At 67.2% G+C, this 19,420-nt stretch carries 22 protein-coding genes and 1 tRNA gene; 13 read left to right on the top strand and 10 right to left on the bottom strand.

Annotated features, from left to right (window positions below):
• Window positions 1–20 precede the first annotated feature (20 nt).
• From BSE24067_RS00925 to BSE24067_RS00915, 3 genes are all read left to right on the top strand, one after another.
• Complete coding sequence (locus BSE24067_RS00925; RefSeq protein WP_151062724.1) at window positions 21–929, top strand: metal-dependent hydrolase; 909 nt, start codon at window positions 21–23, stop codon at window positions 927–929.
• Between the two features lie 91 nt (window positions 930–1,020).
• The gene (locus BSE24067_RS00920) at window positions 1,021–1,308 is read left to right on the top strand and encodes a hypothetical protein (RefSeq protein ID WP_151062725.1); all 288 of its coding nucleotides are present in this window, start codon (window positions 1,021–1,023) and stop codon (window positions 1,306–1,308) included.
• Window positions 1,309–1,559: 251 nt separating this feature from the next.
• Window positions 1,560–1,943: a DUF2917 domain-containing protein gene (locus BSE24067_RS00915; protein WP_151062828.1), complete on the top strand. Its 384-nt coding sequence runs from the start codon at window positions 1,560–1,562 to the stop codon at window positions 1,941–1,943.
• A 173-nt stretch (window positions 1,944–2,116) separates the two neighbouring features.
• On the opposite strand, the gene BSE24067_RS00910 is transcribed toward BSE24067_RS00915, so the two are convergent.
• Window positions 2,117–2,395: a hypothetical protein gene (locus tag BSE24067_RS00910; protein ID WP_006480752.1), complete on the bottom strand. Its 279-nt coding sequence runs from the start codon at window positions 2,393–2,395 to the stop codon at window positions 2,117–2,119.
• Window positions 2,396–3,179: 784 nt separating this feature from the next.
• On the opposite strand from BSE24067_RS00910, the gene BSE24067_RS00905 reads away from it, so the two are divergent.
• A complete protein-coding gene (locus BSE24067_RS00905; RefSeq protein ID WP_151062726.1) occupies window positions 3,180–4,481 on the top strand; it encodes an NCS2 family permease in 1,302 nt (433 codons plus the stop codon).
• A gap of 322 nt (window positions 4,482–4,803) precedes the next feature.
• On the opposite strand, the gene BSE24067_RS00900 is transcribed toward BSE24067_RS00905, so the two are convergent.
• Both BSE24067_RS00900 and BSE24067_RS00895 read right to left on the bottom strand, forming a co-directional pair.
• Window positions 4,804–5,091: a DUF1488 family protein gene (locus BSE24067_RS00900; RefSeq protein ID WP_014898618.1), complete on the bottom strand. Its 288-nt coding sequence runs from the start codon at window positions 5,089–5,091 to the stop codon at window positions 4,804–4,806.
• Window positions 5,092–5,334: 243 nt separating this feature from the next.
• The gene (locus tag BSE24067_RS00895; RefSeq protein ID WP_151062727.1) at window positions 5,335–5,526 is read right to left on the bottom strand and encodes a DUF2964 family protein; all 192 of its coding nucleotides are present in this window, start codon (window positions 5,524–5,526) and stop codon (window positions 5,335–5,337) included.
• A gap of 573 nt (window positions 5,527–6,099) precedes the next feature.
• Between BSE24067_RS00895 and BSE24067_RS00890 the strand changes: the two genes are divergently transcribed.
• The 8 genes from BSE24067_RS00890 to BSE24067_RS00855 all read left to right on the top strand — a co-directional run bounded on the left by BSE24067_RS00890 (window position 6,100) and on the right by BSE24067_RS00855 (window position 11,436).
• Complete coding sequence (locus tag BSE24067_RS00890) at window positions 6,100–7,992, top strand: sigma-54-dependent Fis family transcriptional regulator (protein WP_151062729.1); 1,893 nt, start codon at window positions 6,100–6,102, stop codon at window positions 7,990–7,992.
• Between the two features lie 97 nt (window positions 7,993–8,089).
• A complete protein-coding gene (locus BSE24067_RS00885) occupies window positions 8,090–8,392 on the top strand; it encodes a 2Fe-2S iron-sulfur cluster-binding protein (protein ID WP_151062730.1) in 303 nt (100 codons plus the stop codon).
• A gap of 56 nt (window positions 8,393–8,448) precedes the next feature.
• Entirely contained in the window at window positions 8,449–8,943 is a 495-nt protein-coding gene (locus tag BSE24067_RS00880) for an SRPBCC family protein (protein WP_151062731.1), read from the top strand.
• A gap of 121 nt (window positions 8,944–9,064) precedes the next feature.
• Complete coding sequence (locus tag BSE24067_RS00875; RefSeq protein WP_151062732.1) at window positions 9,065–9,442, top strand: DUF2946 domain-containing protein; 378 nt, start codon at window positions 9,065–9,067, stop codon at window positions 9,440–9,442.
• A 195-nt stretch (window positions 9,443–9,637) separates the two neighbouring features.
• Window positions 9,638–10,003: a copper homeostasis periplasmic binding protein CopC gene (copC, locus tag BSE24067_RS00870; protein ID WP_151062733.1), complete on the top strand. Its 366-nt coding sequence runs from the start codon at window positions 9,638–9,640 to the stop codon at window positions 10,001–10,003.
• Window positions 10,004–10,055: 52 nt separating this feature from the next.
• Window positions 10,056–10,502 carry a copper chaperone PCu(A)C gene (locus BSE24067_RS00865; protein WP_151062734.1) on the top strand — a complete coding sequence of 149 codons (447 nt, stop codon included), beginning with the start codon at window positions 10,056–10,058 and terminating at the stop codon, window positions 10,500–10,502.
• Window positions 10,503–10,533: 31 nt separating this feature from the next.
• The gene (locus tag BSE24067_RS00860) at window positions 10,534–10,710 is read left to right on the top strand and encodes a hypothetical protein (protein WP_170297412.1); all 177 of its coding nucleotides are present in this window, start codon (window positions 10,534–10,536) and stop codon (window positions 10,708–10,710) included.
• Window positions 10,711–10,806: 96 nt separating this feature from the next.
• Complete coding sequence (locus BSE24067_RS00855) at window positions 10,807–11,436, top strand: LysE family translocator (protein ID WP_151062735.1); 630 nt, start codon at window positions 10,807–10,809, stop codon at window positions 11,434–11,436.
• 50 nt (window positions 11,437–11,486) lie between these two features.
• On the opposite strand, the gene BSE24067_RS00850 is transcribed toward BSE24067_RS00855, so the two are convergent.
• Entirely contained in the window at window positions 11,487–12,812 is a 1,326-nt protein-coding gene (locus BSE24067_RS00850; protein ID WP_151062736.1) for a leucine-rich repeat-containing protein kinase family protein, read from the bottom strand.
• Between the two features lie 149 nt (window positions 12,813–12,961).
• On the opposite strand from BSE24067_RS00850, the gene BSE24067_RS00845 reads away from it, so the two are divergent.
• Window positions 12,962–13,046 (top strand) — tRNA-Leu (locus BSE24067_RS00845).
• A 157-nt stretch (window positions 13,047–13,203) separates the two neighbouring features.
• On the opposite strand, the gene BSE24067_RS00840 is transcribed toward BSE24067_RS00845, so the two are convergent.
• The 6 genes from BSE24067_RS00840 to BSE24067_RS00815 all read right to left on the bottom strand — a co-directional run bounded on the left by BSE24067_RS00840 (window position 13,204) and on the right by BSE24067_RS00815 (window position 19,393).
• The gene (locus tag BSE24067_RS00840; RefSeq protein ID WP_151062737.1) at window positions 13,204–14,202 is read right to left on the bottom strand and encodes a transketolase family protein; all 999 of its coding nucleotides are present in this window, start codon (window positions 14,200–14,202) and stop codon (window positions 13,204–13,206) included.
• The gene (locus tag BSE24067_RS00835) at window positions 14,199–15,044 is read right to left on the bottom strand and encodes a transketolase (protein ID WP_151062738.1); all 846 of its coding nucleotides are present in this window, start codon (window positions 15,042–15,044) and stop codon (window positions 14,199–14,201) included. The genes BSE24067_RS00840 and BSE24067_RS00835 overlap by 4 nt, the downstream gene beginning before the upstream one ends.
• A gap of 40 nt (window positions 15,045–15,084) precedes the next feature.
• Window positions 15,085–16,410, bottom strand: a complete 1,326-nt coding sequence (locus BSE24067_RS00830; protein WP_151062739.1) for an MFS transporter — start codon at window positions 16,408–16,410, stop codon at window positions 15,085–15,087.
• Between the two features lie 74 nt (window positions 16,411–16,484).
• Entirely contained in the window at window positions 16,485–17,234 is a 750-nt protein-coding gene (locus BSE24067_RS00825) for an SDR family NAD(P)-dependent oxidoreductase (protein ID WP_151062740.1), read from the bottom strand.
• Window positions 17,235–17,399: 165 nt separating this feature from the next.
• The gene (locus BSE24067_RS00820) at window positions 17,400–18,299 is read right to left on the bottom strand and encodes a LysR substrate-binding domain-containing protein (RefSeq protein ID WP_151062741.1); all 900 of its coding nucleotides are present in this window, start codon (window positions 18,297–18,299) and stop codon (window positions 17,400–17,402) included.
• A gap of 209 nt (window positions 18,300–18,508) precedes the next feature.
• Window positions 18,509–19,393 carry a LysR family transcriptional regulator gene (locus BSE24067_RS00815; protein WP_174904668.1) on the bottom strand — a complete coding sequence of 295 codons (885 nt, stop codon included), beginning with the start codon at window positions 19,391–19,393 and terminating at the stop codon, window positions 18,509–18,511.
• Between the last annotated feature and the right edge of the window lie 27 nt (window positions 19,394–19,420).

Genomic DNA, 19,420 nt, shown 5'->3' with positions numbered 1-19,420 from the left:
GCACAGGACAGGAGACACAGATGACCGAAACCGCCGCCGACTATCACAAGATCAAGGCCCGGCACGTGAAGTTCGACTTCAGCGACACGCCGATCACCTGGGTGCCGAACGACCCGGGCAGCACGCACATCATCAACACGCTGAATCTGCTGTTTCCCGAAGGCGAGCTGTGGTTCTGCCGCGTGTACAACAAGGCGCTGCCGCACATCGGCGATGCGCGCCTGCGCGACGAGGCCGAAGGCTTCCTGCGCCAGGAAGCCGTGCATTCGCGCTCGCACGGCGGCGTACTCAAGCACTACTACGACCGGCACGGAATCGACACGAAACCGTTCACGCAGAAGCTGAACTGGCTGTTCACGCGCGTGCTGGGCGAGGCGCCGTTCGGGCTGAAGATCGGCCACACGCGCTTCTGGCTGCGGCAGCAGCTCGCGGTGATCGCGTCGCTCGAGCACTTCTTCGGCTATCTCGGCAACTGGGTGCTCAACGCGCACGGGCTCGACGAAGGCAAAGCGGACCCGACGATGGTCGACCTGCTGCGCTGGCACGGCGCCGAGGAAGTCGAGCACCGGACCGTCGCGTTCGACATCTACAACCACATGGGCGGCAGGTACGCGGAACGCTGCGTGCACATGGCGTTCGTGATCGCGCTGCTGCTCTACTTCATCACCAGCGGCGCGCGCTTCATGTACCGGCGCGATCCGGCCGCCGGCCGCTATCCGGGTTTCGTGCTGTCGTGGTGGAAAGGGTCGCGGCGCGGCCATCTGCCGTCGTTCTGGAAGGTGATCGGCGCGGCGCTGCGCTATTTCAAGCCCGGCTATACGCCGCATCACGAAGGCTCGACCGAACAGGCGCTCGCGTATCTGGCGCGCTCGCCGGCCGCGCAGGCCGCCGCGCACGGCGGCAACTGGGGCACGACGAAAGGCGCGTGAGCGGGTTCGTCGGCGCGTTTGTCGCAGGGCTCCGCGGGGTGCGGCCGCCGAAATGCGTACAATCGCGGCTTCATTTCCCGGAGGTGCCGCGATGGCCATGAAGAAAACCGATCTAGAAAAGAACAAGGCGCTCAAGCTGACGCACGCGATGAAGCAGTCCAGCTCCGCGCGCTTCGGCAAGGGCGCCGACGAAGCGGCGAAGCTCGATCGCCGCGCGCAGCGCAAGCTCCACCAGGAACAGGGCCTCGTGCCGTTCGCGTGCAAGCTCAACGCCGAACTCGTCGAACAGCTGAAGGCGCGTGCGGCCACCCACCCGAACGGGATGACGGGCCTGTTGTCCGAACTGCTCGTCAACGGCCTCGCACAGCGCGACGCGTGATCGCCACGCATCTCGAAAATAGTCGTTGACAACGCCGCACGACATCGACAAACTCGTTCGCATGCCTACGTTCAAGCTCATCGCCATCGCGAATCATTGCCCGGTGAACATTCGAAAGAATGGATCACGGGAGGCGCTTGTGCGTTAGCATCCGAGCAGTACCGCATGTCACACAAGGCCTCACCGGAAACGGATGAGGCCTTTTTGTTCTGGTGCGCGTCATCCGTCCGGATCAACGAATGGAGAAGACGATGGACCAGGCAAGCCCGTTGTTCGACCGTCCCGATTCGCGCCGCGCCGGCGCGACGGCCACGATCGCATTACCGACCGTCGTGATCCGCTTCGCGGTCGCGCCGCGCACGACACTGACCTGGCGTGCGCCGAGCGATGCGGAGATTCGCGCGCACGGCGCGCCGCTGTGGATCACGCGTCCGCCGAGCGTCGACGACTACTGGGTTCAACCCGGTGACGTGCTGCGCATCGCGCGCGGCGATCGCATCTGGCTCGGCACCGATGACGACCGCTCGGCCGAAGCGTCGATCACGACGGCGTACGTGCGGCGCGGCGAACGGCTCAGACGCACGCTCGCGCAAGTGCAACGTTTGCTCGTCGGTCGATGGCGGAGAAGGGATTGACGATGCGCGGCTGGCGCGCGCAACGGGACACCGGAACGCGTGAAATCACCGCATCCCGAAACGGACGCACCTGCGGCGCCACGCGCTGCAGGTGCGCGTCGAATGACGCGGCACGCCGATGCGTGCCGCGCGCGATCGCGCGCCGTGCGCAGCTTTCACAAGCAACGTGTGCATCAGGTGCTGGCGGCGAGACGCGGGCCCGTGCTGCGGGGAGTGGAATCGAGGTCGGGGCGTTGCGCCGCCTGCGAAGTCACCCACGGGTCGATGCCTTGCTTCTGCACCTCCTCGAGAAATGACACACGTGTACGCCAGTAATCCGCTTGTAATTTCGCATCGATGACGCGCTGTTCGGCTGCGAACAGTTCCATGCGCGCCGTCACGAGCATCGACGCAGCGGTTTTTTCCGGCGTGGGGGCGTGTCGCATCGCCCAACGGCTGATCCAGTTCAACATGCTGACCTCCGTGATTACGGACGAACCCGCATCGGGCAATCGCAACCGGTCGCGTCCTGCCCGAATGCGCCGCGACCGTCACCGCACTTCACCGCCTGGCCTGCACGGACTGCGACTCCCCCGCATCGGCAGCAACCGGCCGGCGTGTGCGCGCGGTGTATCTATCCTAGAAACACTTGCCGGTTTACGCGATGACGTCTTGCATTCTTTTACACAGAAACCACAGTCGGCCCCGCATCTCGAAATGATGGTTGCGGACGCGACGGCTTCGGAGCACGATAGCCCGATATCTGGGATCGCCTGAGCAGACGAATCGGTCCGCCGCACGCTGCCGCGCACCCGCGCCGGTGGTGTGAGCGCGTTCACGCATGCGTGCATCCGGCGTCCATCACGCTCCTGTCCCGCATGCGGATGCTTCCCGGCAGCCGCACGTCTTCGCATGGCGGCTTCGTGCGCGGCATCGGCGATGCCGTTGCATCCGCATCGGCCGGCACGGCCCGCGCGTCGTCGAAACGTTTCCATCGTCGCTTCCGTCGTTTCTGCCGGCCGGCTTCGTCCGAACCGGTAAAATGCGCGCCTTCGTCGCGCGCCGGTCGATCCGGCGGTTCGCGCGAACGCGCGCGATCGTGCCCCGCGACTATATCGTCGGAGCTATCCGCGCTATTACAATCCGCCGATAGCGTCGCAATAGTGGCTGGTTACAGTACGCCGGCCGCGCGCTGCCGTTACAACAATTCGGCCCAAACAACAAGCAACACGACATCCCGACCGGAGAAACGCCTTCATGGAATTCATCAAGCGGTATTTCGGCTTCGCTGAAGCCGGCACCGACTTCCGCACCGAAATACTCGCGGGCGTCACCACGTTCCTGACGATGGCCTACATCATCTTCGTCAACCCGGCGATCCTCGGCGACGCCGGCATGCCGAAGGAATCGGTGTTCGTCGCGACCTGCCTCGTCGCGGCGCTGGCGTCGCTGATCATGGGGCTGTACGCGAACTACCCGATCGCATGCGCGCCCGGCATGGGCCTGAACGCGTATTTCGCGTACACCGTCGTCAAGGGAATGGGCTTCACGTGGCAGGCCGCGCTCGGCGCAGTGTTCGTTTCCGGCTGCCTGTTCCTGCTCGTCACGCTGTTCCGCGTGCGCGAGGCGATCGTCAACGGCATTCCGAAATCGCTGCGCATCTCGATCACCGCCGGCATCGGCCTGTTCCTCGGGATCATTTCGCTGAAGACGTCGGGCGTGATCGTCGGCAACCCGGCCACGCTCGTCACGCTCGGCGACCTGCACAAGCCCACGACGATCCTCGCGATCGTCGGCTTCTTCACGATCGTCACGCTCGACCACCTGCGCGTGCGCGGCGCGATCCTGATCGGCATCATCGGCGTGACGATCCTGTCGTTCTTCTTCGGCGACAACCAGTTCCACGGCGTGTTCTCGGCGCCGCCGTCGATCGACGCGACGCTGTTCAAGCTCGACATCGGCGCCGCGCTGTCGACCGGCATCATCAACGTGATCCTCGTGTTCTTCCTGGTCGAACTGTTCGACGCGACCGGCACGCTGATGGGCGTCGCGAACCGCGCGGGCCTGCTCGTCGAAGGCAAGATGAACCGGCTGAACAAGGCGCTGCTCGCCGACAGCACCGCGATCGTCGCGGGCTCGGTGCTCGGCACGTCGTCGACCACCGCGTATATCGAGAGCGCATCGGGCGTGCAGGCCGGCGGCCGCACGGGCGTGACGGCGATCACCGTCGCGGTGCTGTTCCTCGCGTGCCTGTTCATCGCGCCGCTCGCCGGCGTCGTGCCGGCGTATGCGACGGCGCCGGCGCTGCTGTACGTGTCGTGCCTGATGCTGCGCGAGATGGTCGACGTGCCGTGGGACGATGCGACCGAGGCCGTGCCGGCCGCGCTGACCGCGCTGCTGATGCCGTTCACGTACTCGATCGCGAATGGCGTCGCGTTCGGCTTCATCGCGTACGGCGGCCTGAAGCTGCTGACGGGCCAGGGCCGCACGGTGAAGCCGATCGTGTGGATCATCGCCGCCGTGTTCCTGTTCCGCTTCTTCTATCTCGGCAGCGAATGACGCGCGCGCATCGGTGCGCGACACGTTGCGAGCAACGCCACCTTCGGGTGGCGTTGCTGTTTGCGCCAACGCGCGGCACCCGATGCGTCGATCGATCATGCCCGGCGCAAGCGCTACGGGATCCGTATCGAATCGCGCCGCTCGCTTGCCGGATGCGCGCGGATCCGGGCAACGGTCAGGAAAATCGGGGGACGCAGGTGCCGACAATTGCGCGATCGCGCGGCGCGGGCCGCGCGCATCGGCCGCGCGATACATCGGGCGTGCCGGATACGACACGGGCGCCGGTATTCGGCGCCCGCTCCGTCGCTGCCGGTCGTCCGGTTCAGCGCCAGTTCGCCTCGTAGAAGCGCACGTAGCCGCTGCGCAGCGTCACGCACTGCGCGCGCGTTTCGGACAACAGCCGCCGCGCGGCCGCCTCGATGCGCTCGCGGTGCTGATCGTACGCGCCGACCATGTCCTCGAAGCGCGGCGATGCCGCGCCGAAATGGTCCTCCAGCGCCTCGGCGGTGATCTGACATTGGACGCGCTCGCCATTGACCAGCGCCGTAAACCCCAGCATCAGATCGCGCCCCGAATATTCGGGCTTCTCATTCGTGAAGTGAATCTGCATGGGAGCCGCCTATCGTCCGGTAGAAAGCAAATGACCGCGTCCGTCGTCCGCTACCGGCCGGACGAAAATGTACGCGGGCTCGCCGGCAGAGGCACGATCCACGGGGGTATGGCGCGGACAATGCATGCCGGTTGCATTCCACTTTAGACGGTTTCGCGCAGGAGGCAAATTTTGGATGCGCGCCGTTCCGACGCGCATTTTCATCAGACCAGCGCGACATCCGGCACCGTTTTCGGAGCGGCGTCAGTGGGGATCGGTCGGCCAGACGTTCAGCGCGATCGCGGCGGTCGTGGCGCCTACCGCGATCGCGGCCGCCCCGTATTGCACCGCGTTGGTCAGATCGAACAGCAGACCGTGGATCGCCACGGCGATGCCGCCCAGCATGATGAAGGTGGCGATGGCCGCCAGCACGACTCTCAGTTCCGTCCGAACCATGATGCGTCTCCCGAACGGATGCATGTCGCGTCGCATGCATGTTGCAATGCAGAACACGGCGCGTGCGTGTTCCATTTCCATCATTGCAGCCGGGCGCTCAAAAGCAAGGGGTTTTTGTACGCGGTCGCGCAACGCGCGCGGCGCTTGTATGATGAGGCGATATCGATGGCGGCGGCCCGGGTGGCGGATGGTGCGGTGCGAAGCGTCACGGTGGGTCGAACGCGAGCGTCCGGCCTGCGCATGCGCTGAAGCCTCGCGCTCACCGACCGCGAAGCATGGGGCCCCAGCAAGCGTTAAAGCGCCAACTCGGGCCGACCGCGGTGCATGGGGCTCCAGTAAGCGTTAAAGCGCCAACTGGGACCGACCGCCAAGCATGGGGCCCCAGCAAGCGCTAAAGCGCCAACTGGGGCCGACCGCGAAGCATGGGGCCCCAGTAAGCGCTAAAGCGCTAACTGGGGCCGACCGCGGTGCATGGGGCCCCAGTAAGCGCTAAAGCGCTAACTGGGGCCGACCGCGGTGCATGGGGCCCCAGTAAGCGCTAAAGCGCTAACTGGGGCCGACAGGAGACAAGACATGCCTCAATCTTTCGTGCTGCCCGCCACCGCGGGCCGCACCGACCTGCTCGCGCAGGCGCATGCCCGTTCGACCGCGGTCGGCCTGCGCGCAGACGAACGCCCGGATTTCTCGCCGCTGTCGCGGCTCGCACTGCGCGAACTGCTCGACACGAACCACGCGCTGTTCGCGCACGCGCGCCCCGTGATGGAGAACCTGCACGCGCAGATCGCCGACACGCAAAGCCTCGTGCTGCTCACCGACGCCGACGGCGTGATCTTGCACAGCATCGGCGACGCAGACTTCATCGAAAAGGCCAACCGCGTCGCGCTGTGCACCGGCGTGTCATGGGCCGAACGCGCGCGCGGCACCAATGCGATCGGCACCGCGCTCGCATCGGGCCAGGCCGTCGCGGTGCACGCGTCCGAACACTTCCTGCGCGCGAATCACATCCTCACCTGCTCGTGCGCACCAATCATCGATCCGTTCGGCCGCACGCTCGGCACGCTCGACGTGAGCGGCGACCCGCGCGGCTTCAGTCCGCATACGCTCACGCTCGTGCGGATGTCCTCGCAACTCATCGAGAACCACCTGTTCGCGAACCAGTGCGCGGAAGCGCTGCGCCTGCGCTTCCACGCGCACGAGGACTGCGTGGACTCGCTGTTCGCCGGCCTCGTCGCGTTCGGCCCCGACGGCGGGCTGATCGCCGCGAACCGCAGCGCGCAATTCCAGCTCGGCGCCACCTTCGACGCACTGCAGCATCAAAGCTGCGACGCGCTGTTCGGCATGCACTTCGCCCAGCTCGCGCAGCACGCGGCACGCGCGCCCGGCGCGCCGTTCCGCCTCACGCTGTCGACCGGCGTGCGCGTGCTCGCCCGCTGCGAATTCGCGGAAGCCCACAGGACGGCAGTCGCCGTCACGCCGCCCGCCCCCGCTGCGTCGCGCACGCGCGCACCGGACCCCGACGCGATCACGTTCGCGACGCTCGACACCGGCGACGCACGAATGGCCGCGGTACTCGAACGCGTCGCGAAGATCCGCGGGCGCGACCTGCCGCTGCTGATCCTCGGCCAGACCGGCACCGGCAAGGAGTGGCTCGCACGGGCGCTGCACCACGCGTCGCCGCGCGCGGACGGCCCGTTCGTCGCGGTCAACTGCGCGGCGCTGCCGGATTCCCTGATCGAAGCCGAATTGTTCGGCTACGAGGACGGCGCGTTCACCGGCGCACGCAAGCGCGGCAGCCCCGGCAAGATCGCGCAGGCCGACGGCGGCACGCTGTTTCTCGACGAAATCGGCGACATGCCGCTCGCGCAGCAGGTCCGGCTGATGCGCGTGCTGCAGGAACGCGCGGTGATGCCGCTCGGCGGCGCGCGCGCGGTGCCGGTCGACGTCCGCGTGGTGTGCGCGACGCACCGCGACCTGCGCGCGATGATCGCCGCAGGCACGTTCCGCGAAGACCTGTTCTACCGGATCAACGGGCTCGCGGTCACGCTGCCGGCGCTCGCCGCGCGCACCGACCTGCCCGTGCTCGTCGAACGGATTCTCGCGCGGCTCGCACGCAGCGAACCGATGCCGACGCGCGTCGCGACCGACGTGCTCGACGCGTTCACGCGTCACCGCTGGCCCGGCAATCTGCGGCAAATGACCAACGTGCTGCGAACGGCCGGCATGCTCGCCGAGGATGAAGACGAAATCGCGCTCGCGCACCTGCCGGACGATTTCTGGCTCGACTGCGACGACGCGCCCGCGGCGAACACCGCACCCGCCAGCACGCGTGAAGCGACCACGCTGCAGAGCCATCAGGCCGCGGTGATCGACGCGGTGCTCGCGCGGCACGGCGGCAACGTGTCGGCGGCCGCGCGCGAGCTCGGGCTCGCGCGCAACACCGTGTACCGCTACCTGCGCCGCCACTGACGCCCCCGGCCGGCTGCCGCCGGCCGCTCGCACGTTCGGTTATGCTTGGCGCTTGCTTTACCCTGCATCCGCCGCACTCTGTCGCCCGCTTCGACCCATGACCGATCCCGACCATCCGCCTCTCGTGCGCATCGAGCCGCTCGGCGCGACGTTCGACGCGCCCGATTCGCTGACGCTGCTCGAGGCCGCCGCGTTCGCGCACGTCCGGCTGCCGCGCTCGTGCCGCAACGGCACGTGCCGCAGTTGCCTGTGCAGGATCGTCAGCGGCACCGTTCGCTACACGATCGAATGGCCAGGCCTGAGCCGCGACGAAAAGGCCGACGGCTATACGCTGCCGTGCGTGGCCGTCGCGACGTCGGATGTCGTGCTCGACGTGCCCGGCGCGGAGATGATCGACTGAACGCGGCGCGCGTGCGCACGCCGTCCCGCAACGATGATGCCCGCCTGGAGAACGAGATGACCCGGTCAACCGATCGCATCGAGAAGCAAGCACTGCTCGCCGCGCCGCTCGCGCGCGTGTGGGAAGCCGTCAGCAACGCCGGGGAATTCGGCACCTGGTTCGGCGTGACCTTCGACGGCCCGTTCGTGGCCGGCCAGACGCTGTTCGGCCGCATCACGCCGACGCGCGTCGACGACGACGTCGCGAAGGCGCAGGAGCCGTATGCCGGCGCCGTGTTCGAAATCGTCGTCGACCGCATCGAGCCGAAGCAGCTGCTCTCGTTTCGCTGGCATCCGTTCGCGATCGATCCGAACTTCGACTACGCGTCCGAGCCGATGACGCTCGTCACGTTCGCACTCGCGGAAGCGGACGGCCACACGCGGCTGACCGTCACCGAAACGGGCTTCGATCAACTGATCGAAGCGCGCCGGGCGACGGCGCGCGAGATGAACGATCAGGGCTGGGCCGCGCAGATGACGCTGATCGCGAAGTATCTGGCGAAGCACGCGTAGGCGCGCCGCGCCTCTCTGCCCGCTCCGCGCAGCACTCCCGGAATCGACGCGCGAGCATCCCCGCGCGGCGGGTGCGTGGCATAATCCGCTCCATCGTTATCCATACGCCGCCGCGCATCGCATGCTGAGTCGTCGTCTCCGGAAGATCGTCAGTCTGATCGGGATGCTCGCCATCCTGATGACGACGCTCGCGCCGACGATCTCGCAGGCGCTGACCACGCAAGGCCGCGTCGATGCGCTGCTCGCCGGCTACTGCACGGCGGAGCCGGCGGGCGCCGACCACGTCGGCGATTCGCCATCGAAGCGCCTGCACGCCCATCTGCAGGCTTGCGGCTATTGCAGCGTGTTCGCGCATACACCGGCCCTGCCCGCGCCCGAACAGACGTTCGCGGCCAACATCGCCCCTCTCCAGCATCGCGCAGCGACCCGCTTCGAAAGCCTGCGTCGCGCGCTGCCGCTCACGGCCGCGCAACCGCGCGCGCCGCCGTTCTCCTTCTGATTCGCCGTCACAACGCGTGATGCGATAGCGCATCGCGCGTCGTCCGCACGCGCATGCGCGTGCCTGTCGTGCCACGTCTCGACGGACGTTCCTGTTCGACCGTATCGCTCGCGGCGTCGTGCCGCGCATGCGTGCGCGTGCGGCGCCCCGTCGAACGTATCGCCCTCCTTGCCATCTCCAACCGGACTACCAACCATGAAAACCACTTCCTTTGTTCGCGGCGCACTGGCTGCACTCGGCTTCGTCCTCGCTCAGGCCGCTCACGCGCACGCGCACCCGAAAACCCTGGAGCCCGCCGCCGACGCGACGTTGTCGAGCGCACCGCACGCGGTCACGATCGACTTCAGCGAGACGCTCGAACCCGCCTTCAGCTCGATCGCCGTCACCGACAGCCACGGCCAGTCGGTCGCCGACGGCAAATCGGCAGTCGACACCGGCAATCGCAAGCGGATGCATGTCGCGCTGACGAACCTCGCGGCCGGCACGTACACGGTCGCATGGATCGCGGTGGCGAGCGACGGCCATCGCACGCAGGGCCGCTACACGTTCACGGTGAAGTAACGCACACGATGCCCGCGCGGCGACATTCGATACCCGATAAGGAAAGCACTCAATGAAACGTTCGATTCCGGCCAGCCTGCTGGTCGCGCTGCTGGCGTCGCAGGCGCCCGCCACGTTCGCCGCGTCGGCCGTACAGGCCGATGCATGCTGGATCCGCACGATGCCGGCAACGGTGCCGTCGTCCGGCTACTTCACGCTGAAGAACGACGGCGACAAGCCGGCCACGCTCACCGGCATCGGCACGCCCGCGTACGGGATGGCGATGATCCACGAAACGCAGACGGCCGGCAGCACCGCGAAGATGGTTCACGTCGATGCGGTAGACGTGCCCGCGCACGGCACGGTGACGTTCAAGCCGAAGAGCTATCACGTGATGCTCGAAGATCCGCGCAAGCCGGTCGCGCCCGGCGCGAAGGTGCCGTTCACGCTGCATTTCGCCGACGGCTCGACGGTGTCCGTGACCTGCGACGCGAAGGCGCCGTCGTATACCGGCCAGTAACGGCGCAACGCCACGACCGACGGAGATGAACATGAGCAACGAACGCTCGCCGCTCGCCGACCGGATCGTCCGCCACCGGACGCCGCTGAATCTCGCCGTGCTGATCGTCTGCGGTTTATGGGCGGCGTGGGTCGCGTGGATCACGCGGCCGTCCGCGATCGATTCGCCGGCGCCGATCGCCGCATACTGCGTGCGCGACGCGCGCTGACGCGGTGCGTCGGGGTGAGTCGGGGTGAGTCGCGCGCCGTCGTGGCATCATGCACGGATTCACCCCGACCGCAAAACCCGCCCTCCGGAGCGCCGCATGTCCGTTCAGACCTGGATGTTGTTTGCCGCAGCCTATCTCGCGACGACGCTGTCGCCCGGCCCGAACGTGCTGCTCGTCATCCGCAACACGGTGCGCTACGGTTCGCGCGGCACCGCCGCGACGATCGCCGGCAATCTCGTCGCGCAGGGCGCGGTCGTGATGCTGGTCGCGCTCGGCGTCGGCGCGGTGCTGGCCGCGATGCCGCCGCTGTTCATCGCGATGAAGATCGTTGGTGCCGGGTATCTGATCTTTCTGGGCATCCGGCAACTGCGCGGCGATCGCCGCCGGCGCTCGCCGGACGGCAACGCCGCAATTGCCGAGCCCGACCGCAGGAAGCTGTTCCGCGAAGCGCTGCTCGTGTCGGGCAGCAATCCGAAGACGATGATCTTCATGTCGGCGTTCATGCCGCAATTCATTGCGCATGATCGCCCGCTCGCGGTGCAGTTCGTCGTGATGTACGCGACGATCGCGTGCACCGTGGTCGTCGTGCACAGCGTTTATTCGTTCGGTGTGCGCCGGCTGCAGCGCGGCTTCGGCGTCAGCCCGTGGGTACGCACGGCCAAGCGCGCGAGCGGGCTGCTGTTCGTCGGGCTCGGGATCAAGCTGCTGACCGCGCGACAGGCTTGAACGCCTGAGCCGGCGCCAGCGCGGCAATTACCGGGCCGCGCACCGGTCAGTCAGTCCATCGCTGCGGCCAGCGCGGCCACGATCTGGTCGAACGACGGCCGCGCGTCGACGTCCTCGTTCAGGCACGCAGCCGCCAGCGCGTCGAGCGCGTGCGCACCGTCCCACGCCCGCGGCTCGCATCGCTCGCGCAACTCGCCGAGCAGATGGCCGAACGCCCTGACCTCCACCCGTTCGAACCGCGCCGCACGCACACGATCGTTCACGTCGTAGACCGACGCCGCGCCGAAATCGCCGAGCAGCGCGCCGCCCGCGCCATCGTGCAGGATGTTGTGCGCGTACAAGTCGCCGTGCATGATGCCGCGCGCATGCAGATGCGCAGCCACCGACGCGATGCCGTGCGCGATCCGCGATGCGTCGGCCGGCGCGAATCGCGCGTCCGCTGCATACACGTCGCGCGTGCAGGACGCGAAGCTCGGCGGCCCGGCGAGGTTCGTCAGCGCCGGATCGACCAGTTCCATCACGAGGCCGTGCGCGCCGTCCGGATGACCGTGCACCTTGCCGATCACCGGAATCATGTTCGGGTGACGCCCCGCGTGCAGGCACGCGGCCATTTCGCAGTCGGGCAGGCCATCGCTCGTCACCGCGCCCCTGAACAGCTTCACCGCGACCGCACGCGGCGCGTGACCGTCCGCGCGCCACTGCGCACGGTAGATCACGCCCGATGCGCCTTCGCCGAGCTTCTGCTCGCAGGTCAGCGACGTCCAGTGAATGTCCGCGACGCCCGGTTCGGCCGACGCCGCGGCCTCCGGCGCCGCGCCGAACGGATTGCCGGCCGACGCGAGCCACGCGAGGCGCGGCAGCCGCAACAGCCAGTCCGGCAGCGCGTCGAGCCGGTTCGCCGACACACGCACCAGTTCGAGTGCGCGGCAGGCGGCCATTTCGGCCGGCAGCGCACGCAGCCGGTTGCCGGCGAGCATCAGCTTCTGCAAGCGCGGGCAGTCGCCGATCCCGGCCGGCAGTTCGTCGATTTCGTTGTCGGTCAGGATCAGCCAGCGCAGCGCGCGCGGCAGCGCACCGCGCGGCACCGTGCGGATCCGGTTCGCCTTGAAGCCGATCATGTCGAGCTGCGCGCAGCTGCCGAGTACTTCCGGAAACTCGGTGAAGCGGTTGCCCGACGCGAACAGGATGCGCAGCCGATGCAGCCGCGCCAGGTCGTCCGGCAACTCGGACAACGCATTGCCGGACAGGTCGAGCACTTCGAGCGTGTCGGCCAGATCGAAGATCTCGCGCGGAAATTCCGTCAGCCCGCACGCGAGCTTGAGTTGCCGCGAGCCCGCGAGCTGGCCGGCCTGAAGTTGTTCGAGGGTCGTCGTCACGGGGAGAAAGCGGGTTCGGGTTGCGATGTTCGTGGAATCGATCCGGCGAATTTTACCGGGATCGACTTCGGCTTCCTCGCAATCGTGTCACACCCCCTTCACAAACGTGCAATGTGACGCTAGAATTGCGGCCCTTGCAGTACCGAAGTGCCGACGTGGTGAAATTGGTAGACACGCTATCTTGAGGGGGTAGTGGCGAAAGCCGTGCGAGTTCGAGTCTCGCCGTCGGCACCAGATACGGTTTTCACCGTGTTTTCGGAAAGATGCAAAAAACCGCGACAGCGCAACGCTTCGCGGTTTTTTTGTTTTCAGGGCTGGGGCTGTGCGACCCGATTGCGATCCGGGGCCGCCGGCATGAGCGCGAATCGCCGGCGGCCCCGGACTCGATCCGTCATCCGACCCACGACCGGATATTCGCCCGCATCGCACCGGCCGAGATCCCGTAACGATCGTGCAGCGTCGGCAGCGCGCCCGCGGCAAGGTACGCATCGGGCAGCCCGATCTGCCGGAACGGCACGGCAACGCCGGCCGCCAGCAGTGCGGTCGCCACCGCTTCGCCGAGCCCGCCGATCACCGTATGATTTTCGGCGACGATCGCCATGCGCCCGCTGCGCGACGCCTCGCGGACGATGGTCGCCGTATCGAGCGGCTTGATCGTCGGCACGTGCAGCACGGCAGCATCGATGCGGTCGGCCTCAAGCGCCTTCGCGGCCTCGAGCGAGCGCATCGTCATGATCCCGGACGAGATCAGCAGCACGTCGCGGCCGTCGCGCAGCAGCTTCGCCTTGCCGAGCTCGAAGCGGTAATCGTATTCGTCGAGCACGGCCGGCACGTTGCCGCGCAGCAGGCGTGCATACACCGGCCCCTTGTGCGCGGCAATCGCCGGCACCATCTGCTCGATATCGAGCGCGTCGCACGGATCGATCACGGTCATGTTCGGCATCGCGCGCATCAGCGCCAGGTCCTCGGCCGCCTGATGGCTCGGCCCGTAACCGGTCGTGAGGCCCGGCAACGCGCACACGAGCTTCACGTCGAGATTGTCCTCGGCGATCGCCTGATGGATGAAGTCGTACGCGCGGCGCGTCGCGAATACCGCATAGGTCGTGACGAACGGCTGCGCCCCTTCGTGCGCGAACCCGGCGGCGGCGCCCATCAGCAGTTGCTCGGCCATCCCCATCTGGTAATAGCGCTCCGGAAATTCCTTCGCGAAGATGTGCAGGTCGGTGTACTTGCCGAGATCCGCCGTCATGCCGATCACGTTCTCGCTCGTGCGCGCGAGCTTCGCGAGCGCATGGCCGAACGGCGCGGCACGCGTCGGCTGCCCGTCGGCCGCGATGGACGCGATCATCGCGGAGGTCTTCAGGCGCGGCTTGTCGTCGGCGGTGCTCATGCGTGTCTCCCTGCTTCGAGTGCGTCGAGCGCGAGTTGCCACTCGTGCGCATCGACCCGGATGAAATGGTTTTTCTCGCGTGCTTCGAGGAACGGCACGCCGCACCCCATCTTCGTGTCGCAGACGATGATGCGCGGCTGCGGCGCGTCATGTCCGCGTGCATTGTCGAACGCGCGCTTCACCGCATCGATGTCGTTGCCGTCCACACGTTGCGTGTACCAGCCGAACGCGTCGAGCTTGTCGACCAGCGGCTCGAACGCCATGATCTGCGTCGACGGGCCATCGGCCTGCTGGTTGTTCACGTCGACGATCGCGATCAGGTTGTCGAGCTTCCAGTGCGCGGCCGACATCAGCCCTTCCCAGATCGCGCCTTCGTCGAGTTCGCCGTCCGAGAACAGCGTGTAGACGAATGCGTCCGAGCCGTTGCGCTTGAGCCCGAGGCAGCGGCCGACCGCGATCGTCAGGCCCTGCCCGAGCGAGCCGCCGGACATCTCCATCCCCGGCGTGTAGCTCGCCATCCCGGACATCGGCAAACGGCTGTCGTCGCTGCCGTAGGTTTCGAGTTCGTCGGCCGGCAGGATGCCGGCTTCGAACAGCGCCGCGTACAGCGCGATCGCATAGTGGCCGTTCGACAGCAGGAAGCGGTCGCGCCCTTCCCACTCGGGATCGTCGGGGCGATAGCGCATCGCGCCGAAGTACGCGACGGCCAGCACGTCCGCGATGTCGAGCGCCTGGCCGACATAGCCCTGGCCCTGGACTTCGCCCATCAGCACGGCGTTTCTGCGGATGCGGTACGCGCGCTCGGCGAGCGTGACCGCTTCATGGACGGTTTCGGTTTCCATCGATAACTCCAGTATCGGTTCGGAAGGAATGCAGATCGGATCAGCGGTTCACGGATCGGGGCACGAGGAACACCAGCAGCGCGCCGAACGTGATCGCAATGGAGATGAAGACGAGCCCGGCGGTCGACTTGCCGGTCAGGTCGTTCAGCCAGCCGACGATCGCCGGCGAGAAGAAGCCCGCGAGGTTCGCGAAGCAGTTGACCGCGGCGATGCCCGCGGCGGCCGACATCCCGCCGAGGAGCGCCGTCGGCAGCGACCAGAACTGCGACGACGACGCGAGAATGCCGGCCGACGCAATGCTCAGGCACACGATCGACGCGCTGACGCTGCCGAGCATCGGCAACGCCGCGAAGCCCGCCGCGGCGATCAGCATCGGCATCGCGAGATGGAAGCGGCGCTCGCGGCGGCGGTCGGCGCTCATGCCGATCAGCGGCAGCGCGACGATCGCGCACGCATACGGAATCGCGGTGAACAGGCCGACCCACAGCGGATCGGCGACGCCAGCCTTGCGAATGATCGTCGGCAGCCAGAACGTGAGGCCATACTGCCCGAGCACGACGCAGAAATAAATCGCGGCCATCAACCACAGCCGGCGATCGGCGACGAATGCGCGGATCGACAGGTGGGCGGTCGTGTGTGCGGCGTCGGCCGAAACGTTGCGCGCGAGCAAGGCCTTTTCGGCATCGGTGAGCCATGTTGCGCGGTCGATGCCGTCGTCGAGATACAGCAGGATCGCGAAGCCGAGCACGAACGACGGCAGCGCTTCGAGCAGGAACAGCCACTTCCAGCCGGCCATCGACATCGCGCCGTGCAGCGAATGCATGATCGCGCCGGACAGCGGCCCGCCGATGATTCCCGCCAGCGGAATCGCCATGAAGAACAGCGAAAGCGCCTTCGCGCGCCGCGCCGCCGGGAACCAGTACGTGAGATACAGGATCACGCCCGGCGCGAAGCCTGCTTCGGCGACGCCGAGCAGAAACCGCAGCACGTAGAACAGGGTGGGCGATTTCACGAACACGAAGCTCGCGGAAATCACGGCCCAGGTCAGCATGATGCGCGCGAGCCAGCGCCGCGCGCCGACGCGATGCAGAATCAGGTTGCTCGGGACTTCGAACAGAAAGTAGCCGAGAAAGAAGATGCCTGCGCCCATCCCGTACACGGTCTCGCTGAAACGCAGGTCGTTGAGCATCTGCAGTTTCGCGAAGCCGACGTTGACGCGGTCCAGATAGGCACCGAGGTAGCACAGCATCAGGAACGGGATCAGCCGGCGCGCGACCTTCGCATAGGTCGCCGCTTCGAACGTCTGCGCATCGCCCAGTTGCAGCATCTCGTGCTGAACCGGCGATGCGGAGTACTTGGCTCTCATGTTTGTCTCCTGCCACGGCCCCGGGTTGTCCCGGGTGCATGATGGGCAGCGCCGCGCGTGCCGCGGCGCCGTTGTCAGTGGATCAGCATCCCGCCATTGACGTCGAGCGTGATGCCCGTCAGATAGCTCGACAGGTCGCTCAGCAGGAACAGGCACGCATTGGCGACGTCGCCAGCCTCGCCGAGGCGGCCAAGCGGAATCCCGTTGACGATGTCCTCGCGCATCGCGGGCGTCAGCTTGTCGCCGGTGATGTCGGTCTGGATCAGGCCCGGCGTGATCGAATTGATGCGGATACGGTCGGCGCCGAATTCGCGCGCCATCGCTTTCGCGAGGCCGAGCACACCGGCCTTCGCGGCGCTGTAATGCGGCCCGCCGAAAATGCCGCCGCCACGCTGCGCGGACACCGACGACATGCACACGATGCTGCCGCCGCGCTGCTCCTTCATCGCCGGAAGCACCGCTTGCGACATGTACAGCGTGCCGCGCAGGTTCACGTCGACGATGGCGTCGAAGTCGCGCCCGGAAATCTCCATCGTCCGCACGGGTTGCGTGATGCCGGCGTTGTTCACGAGGCCGTCGATGCGGCCGAAGCGCTCGAGCGTCGCGCGGGCGGCCGCCACGCATGCGTCGCGGTCGGTCACGTCGCAGGCGAGCCCCAGGTGGTCCGGGCCGAGGTCCGCGGCCGCCGCTTCCGCGTCTTCTCGACGCAGGTCGAGAATTGCCACGCGCGCGCCGTGGGCAGCCAGTGCGCGGGCCGTGGCCTTGCCGATGCCGCGCGGCGACGCGGCGCCGGTCACGATGATGGTTTTCCGGTCGAGCAACATCGGTCGTCTCCTTATGTTGATGTGTGTGTGCAGAGTGTCGGCTCGCCGGACACCCGCATCAACGCGGAAACGCTCAGCCATAGCTGAGAAAATTTCAGATGTCGCCGCGCGATCCGGCGCGGCGTGCTGCGACGCAGTATGGCGCGCGGGCGGAACCCGCTCCGCTCAGCTTGCGCGGCCCTGCGTCGCGACTTCCCGCTCGATCCACGCAAGGAAGCGCTTCACGCGCGGCAGCTCCGCGTTCTGCCGCGGGTACACGAGGTGATGCGCGCCCACTTCGACCGCATGGCTCGCGTCGAACACCGGCACCAGCAGCCCTTCGCGAATCTTCACCGATGCGAGCATCAGGCTTTCGAGCGCGATGCCGAGGCCGAGCGCGGCCGTTTCGAGCGACATGTAGGACCGGTCGAACGAGAAGTCGAACGTCTTCTGCGCGGCAAGCGGCACGCCGGCCCGGCCGAACCACTGCTTCCACTGCACCAGCGGCGTTTCGGAATAGATCAGACGATGACCGAGCAGGTCTTCCGGCGCGTTCACCGGATGCCGTTCGAGGTACCGCGGCGACGCGAGCGGCGCGATGAACTCGCCGCGCACCGTCTTGACCTCGAGGTTGTCCCAGTTGCCGTAGCCGTGACGGACGTCGATATCGTAGAAGCCGTTCGAGAACGACACGTTCTCGTACGAGCACGCGAGGTTCAGCTGGATATCGCCGTTCGCTTCCTGAAACGACGACAGCCGCGGCAGCAGCCACATCAGCCCGAAGCTCGGGCTCGAATGCACGCGCAGGATGTCGACCTCGGTGCGGCTCGATGCGCGCTCGGTCGCGCGGCTGAGATCGGCGAGCGAACCCGTGACGTCGGCCAGGTAGCGTTCGCCGGTGGGCGTGAGGACGAGGCCGCGCCCCGAGCGCTGGAACAACGGCTGACCGATCTGCGATTCGAGGTTGCTGAGCTGGTGGCTCACGGCCGACGCGGTCAGCCCCAGCTCCTCCGCCGCGCGATTGACGCTTTTGGTGCGGGCTACGCTTTCGAATGCGATGATCGCCTTGAGCGGTGGGATGCGCATGTTGGAATCCGTTGCGTTGAAGAGAGCGGTTCGCCCGACAAGCCGGCCGCGATATCGGAACATCGTCCGGGCAGCGGCATCCCGGTCGGTCACGCGTCAATTCTAGAGCGCCGGCCGGCTTCGGCCGCGCCACCCGATGCGGCGCGCGCCGGCTGCCGGTGTGCGGTTGGTGAAACCGGCCGGCCGGCGATCGGCGCGGCGTTTTGCCGTCACAGCACCGGCAACACCGCCCGAATATGCTCGGCGAACGCCGCGGTCAGATGCGCTGGCCGCTTGCGGTCGAACTTCAGCGTAACGCCCACCGCCGGCAGCGGCGGCAGCCCACGATCGCCGGCGATGACCGCCAGGTCGCCCGGCACCGCGGTCTGCGTCATCACCGCGAACGCCTGCCCCGAACGCACCAGCGCGATCAGCCCCGCGAGGCTGCTGCTCGCATACGCGACGCGGTAGTCGCGGCCGGCGCGATTCAGCGCGTCGCACGCCGCGACGTGATCGAGCGTATCGCGATCGGACAGCGCGAGCGGCAGCGGATCGAAATGCGCGGGCTCGAGCCCCGGGTAGCCGATCCAGACCAGTTGCTCGCGGCGAATGATGTCGTCGGTCGCGCCGTCGTCCGGCACGGAAATCATCGCCAGATCGATCGCGCGCTTCTCCAGGCGTTCGATCAAGCGCGGCGTCGGCCCGCACACGACTTCGACGATCGCGTGCGGATGCTGGCTCGAAAACTGCCGCAGCAGCGACGGGAGCCACACTTCGGCGTAATCGTCCGGGCACCCGAACCGGATCGTGCCCGACAAACCCGAGCCGCACAGATCGGCCATCGCCTCGTCGTGCTGCCGCAGAATGCGCTGCGCATGCACGAGCAGCCGCTCGCCGGGATGCGTCAGCACGACACCACGCCCGGTGCGCTGGAACAGCGGCTGGTCGACGATGTCTTCGAGCCGCCGCATCTGCTGGCTGAGCGCCGATTGCGTGCGGCCGACCCGCACCGCCGCGCGGCTGAGCGCGCGCGCCTCGGCGATCGCGACGAACGAGCGCAGCAAATCGATATCGAGCAAACGCGCCAACGTATTAGCTCCTTTTCTACCTTGCATAAGAACTATTCGTTTCCATAAAACCAG

This window comes from Burkholderia latens (assembly GCF_902499045.1).
GTDB lineage: Bacteria > Pseudomonadota > Gammaproteobacteria > Burkholderiales > Burkholderiaceae > Burkholderia > Burkholderia latens.
Note: the sequence above shows the minus strand (reverse complement) of the source record. Positions and strands in the feature narration are given on the sequence as shown.

Bases quoted from the DNA above. Each gene is read 5' to 3' on its own strand.
- BSE24067_RS00925 (WP_151062724.1), top strand. From the start codon at position 21: ATGACCGAAACCGCCGCCGACTATCACAAGATCAAGGCCCGGCACGTG.
- BSE24067_RS00920 (WP_151062725.1), top strand. From the start codon at position 1,021: ATGGCCATGAAGAAAACCGATCTAGAAAAGAACAAGGCGCTCAAGCTG.
- BSE24067_RS00915 (WP_151062828.1), top strand. From the start codon at position 1,560: ATGGACCAGGCAAGCCCGTTGTTCGACCGTCCCGATTCGCGCCGCGCC.
- BSE24067_RS00910 (WP_006480752.1), bottom strand. From the start codon at position 2,395: ATGTTGAACTGGATCAGCCGTTGGGCGATGCGACACGCCCCCACGCCG.
- BSE24067_RS00905 (WP_151062726.1), top strand. From the start codon at position 3,180: ATGGAATTCATCAAGCGGTATTTCGGCTTCGCTGAAGCCGGCACCGAC.
- BSE24067_RS00900 (WP_014898618.1), bottom strand. From the start codon at position 5,091: ATGCAGATTCACTTCACGAATGAGAAGCCCGAATATTCGGGGCGCGAT.
- BSE24067_RS00895 (WP_151062727.1), bottom strand. From the start codon at position 5,526: ATGGTTCGGACGGAACTGAGAGTCGTGCTGGCGGCCATCGCCACCTTC.
- BSE24067_RS00890 (WP_151062729.1), top strand. From the start codon at position 6,100: ATGCCTCAATCTTTCGTGCTGCCCGCCACCGCGGGCCGCACCGACCTG.
- BSE24067_RS00885 (WP_151062730.1), top strand. From the start codon at position 8,090: ATGACCGATCCCGACCATCCGCCTCTCGTGCGCATCGAGCCGCTCGGC.
- BSE24067_RS00880 (WP_151062731.1), top strand. From the start codon at position 8,449: ATGACCCGGTCAACCGATCGCATCGAGAAGCAAGCACTGCTCGCCGCG.
- BSE24067_RS00875 (WP_151062732.1), top strand. From the start codon at position 9,065: ATGCTGAGTCGTCGTCTCCGGAAGATCGTCAGTCTGATCGGGATGCTC.
- copC (WP_151062733.1), top strand. From the start codon at position 9,638: ATGAAAACCACTTCCTTTGTTCGCGGCGCACTGGCTGCACTCGGCTTC.
- BSE24067_RS00865 (WP_151062734.1), top strand. From the start codon at position 10,056: ATGAAACGTTCGATTCCGGCCAGCCTGCTGGTCGCGCTGCTGGCGTCG.
- BSE24067_RS00860 (WP_170297412.1), top strand. From the start codon at position 10,534: ATGAGCAACGAACGCTCGCCGCTCGCCGACCGGATCGTCCGCCACCGG.
- BSE24067_RS00855 (WP_151062735.1), top strand. From the start codon at position 10,807: ATGTCCGTTCAGACCTGGATGTTGTTTGCCGCAGCCTATCTCGCGACG.
- BSE24067_RS00840 (WP_151062737.1), bottom strand. From the start codon at position 14,202: ATGAGCACCGCCGACGACAAGCCGCGCCTGAAGACCTCCGCGATGATC.
- BSE24067_RS00835 (WP_151062738.1), bottom strand. From the start codon at position 15,044: ATGGAAACCGAAACCGTCCATGAAGCGGTCACGCTCGCCGAGCGCGCG.
- BSE24067_RS00830 (WP_151062739.1), bottom strand. From the start codon at position 16,410: ATGAGAGCCAAGTACTCCGCATCGCCGGTTCAGCACGAGATGCTGCAA.
- BSE24067_RS00825 (WP_151062740.1), bottom strand. From the start codon at position 17,234: ATGTTGCTCGACCGGAAAACCATCATCGTGACCGGCGCCGCGTCGCCG.
- BSE24067_RS00820 (WP_151062741.1), bottom strand. From the start codon at position 18,299: ATGCGCATCCCACCGCTCAAGGCGATCATCGCATTCGAAAGCGTAGCC.
- BSE24067_RS00815 (WP_174904668.1), bottom strand. From the start codon at position 19,393: ATGCAAGGTAGAAAAGGAGCTAATACGTTGGCGCGTTTGCTCGATATC.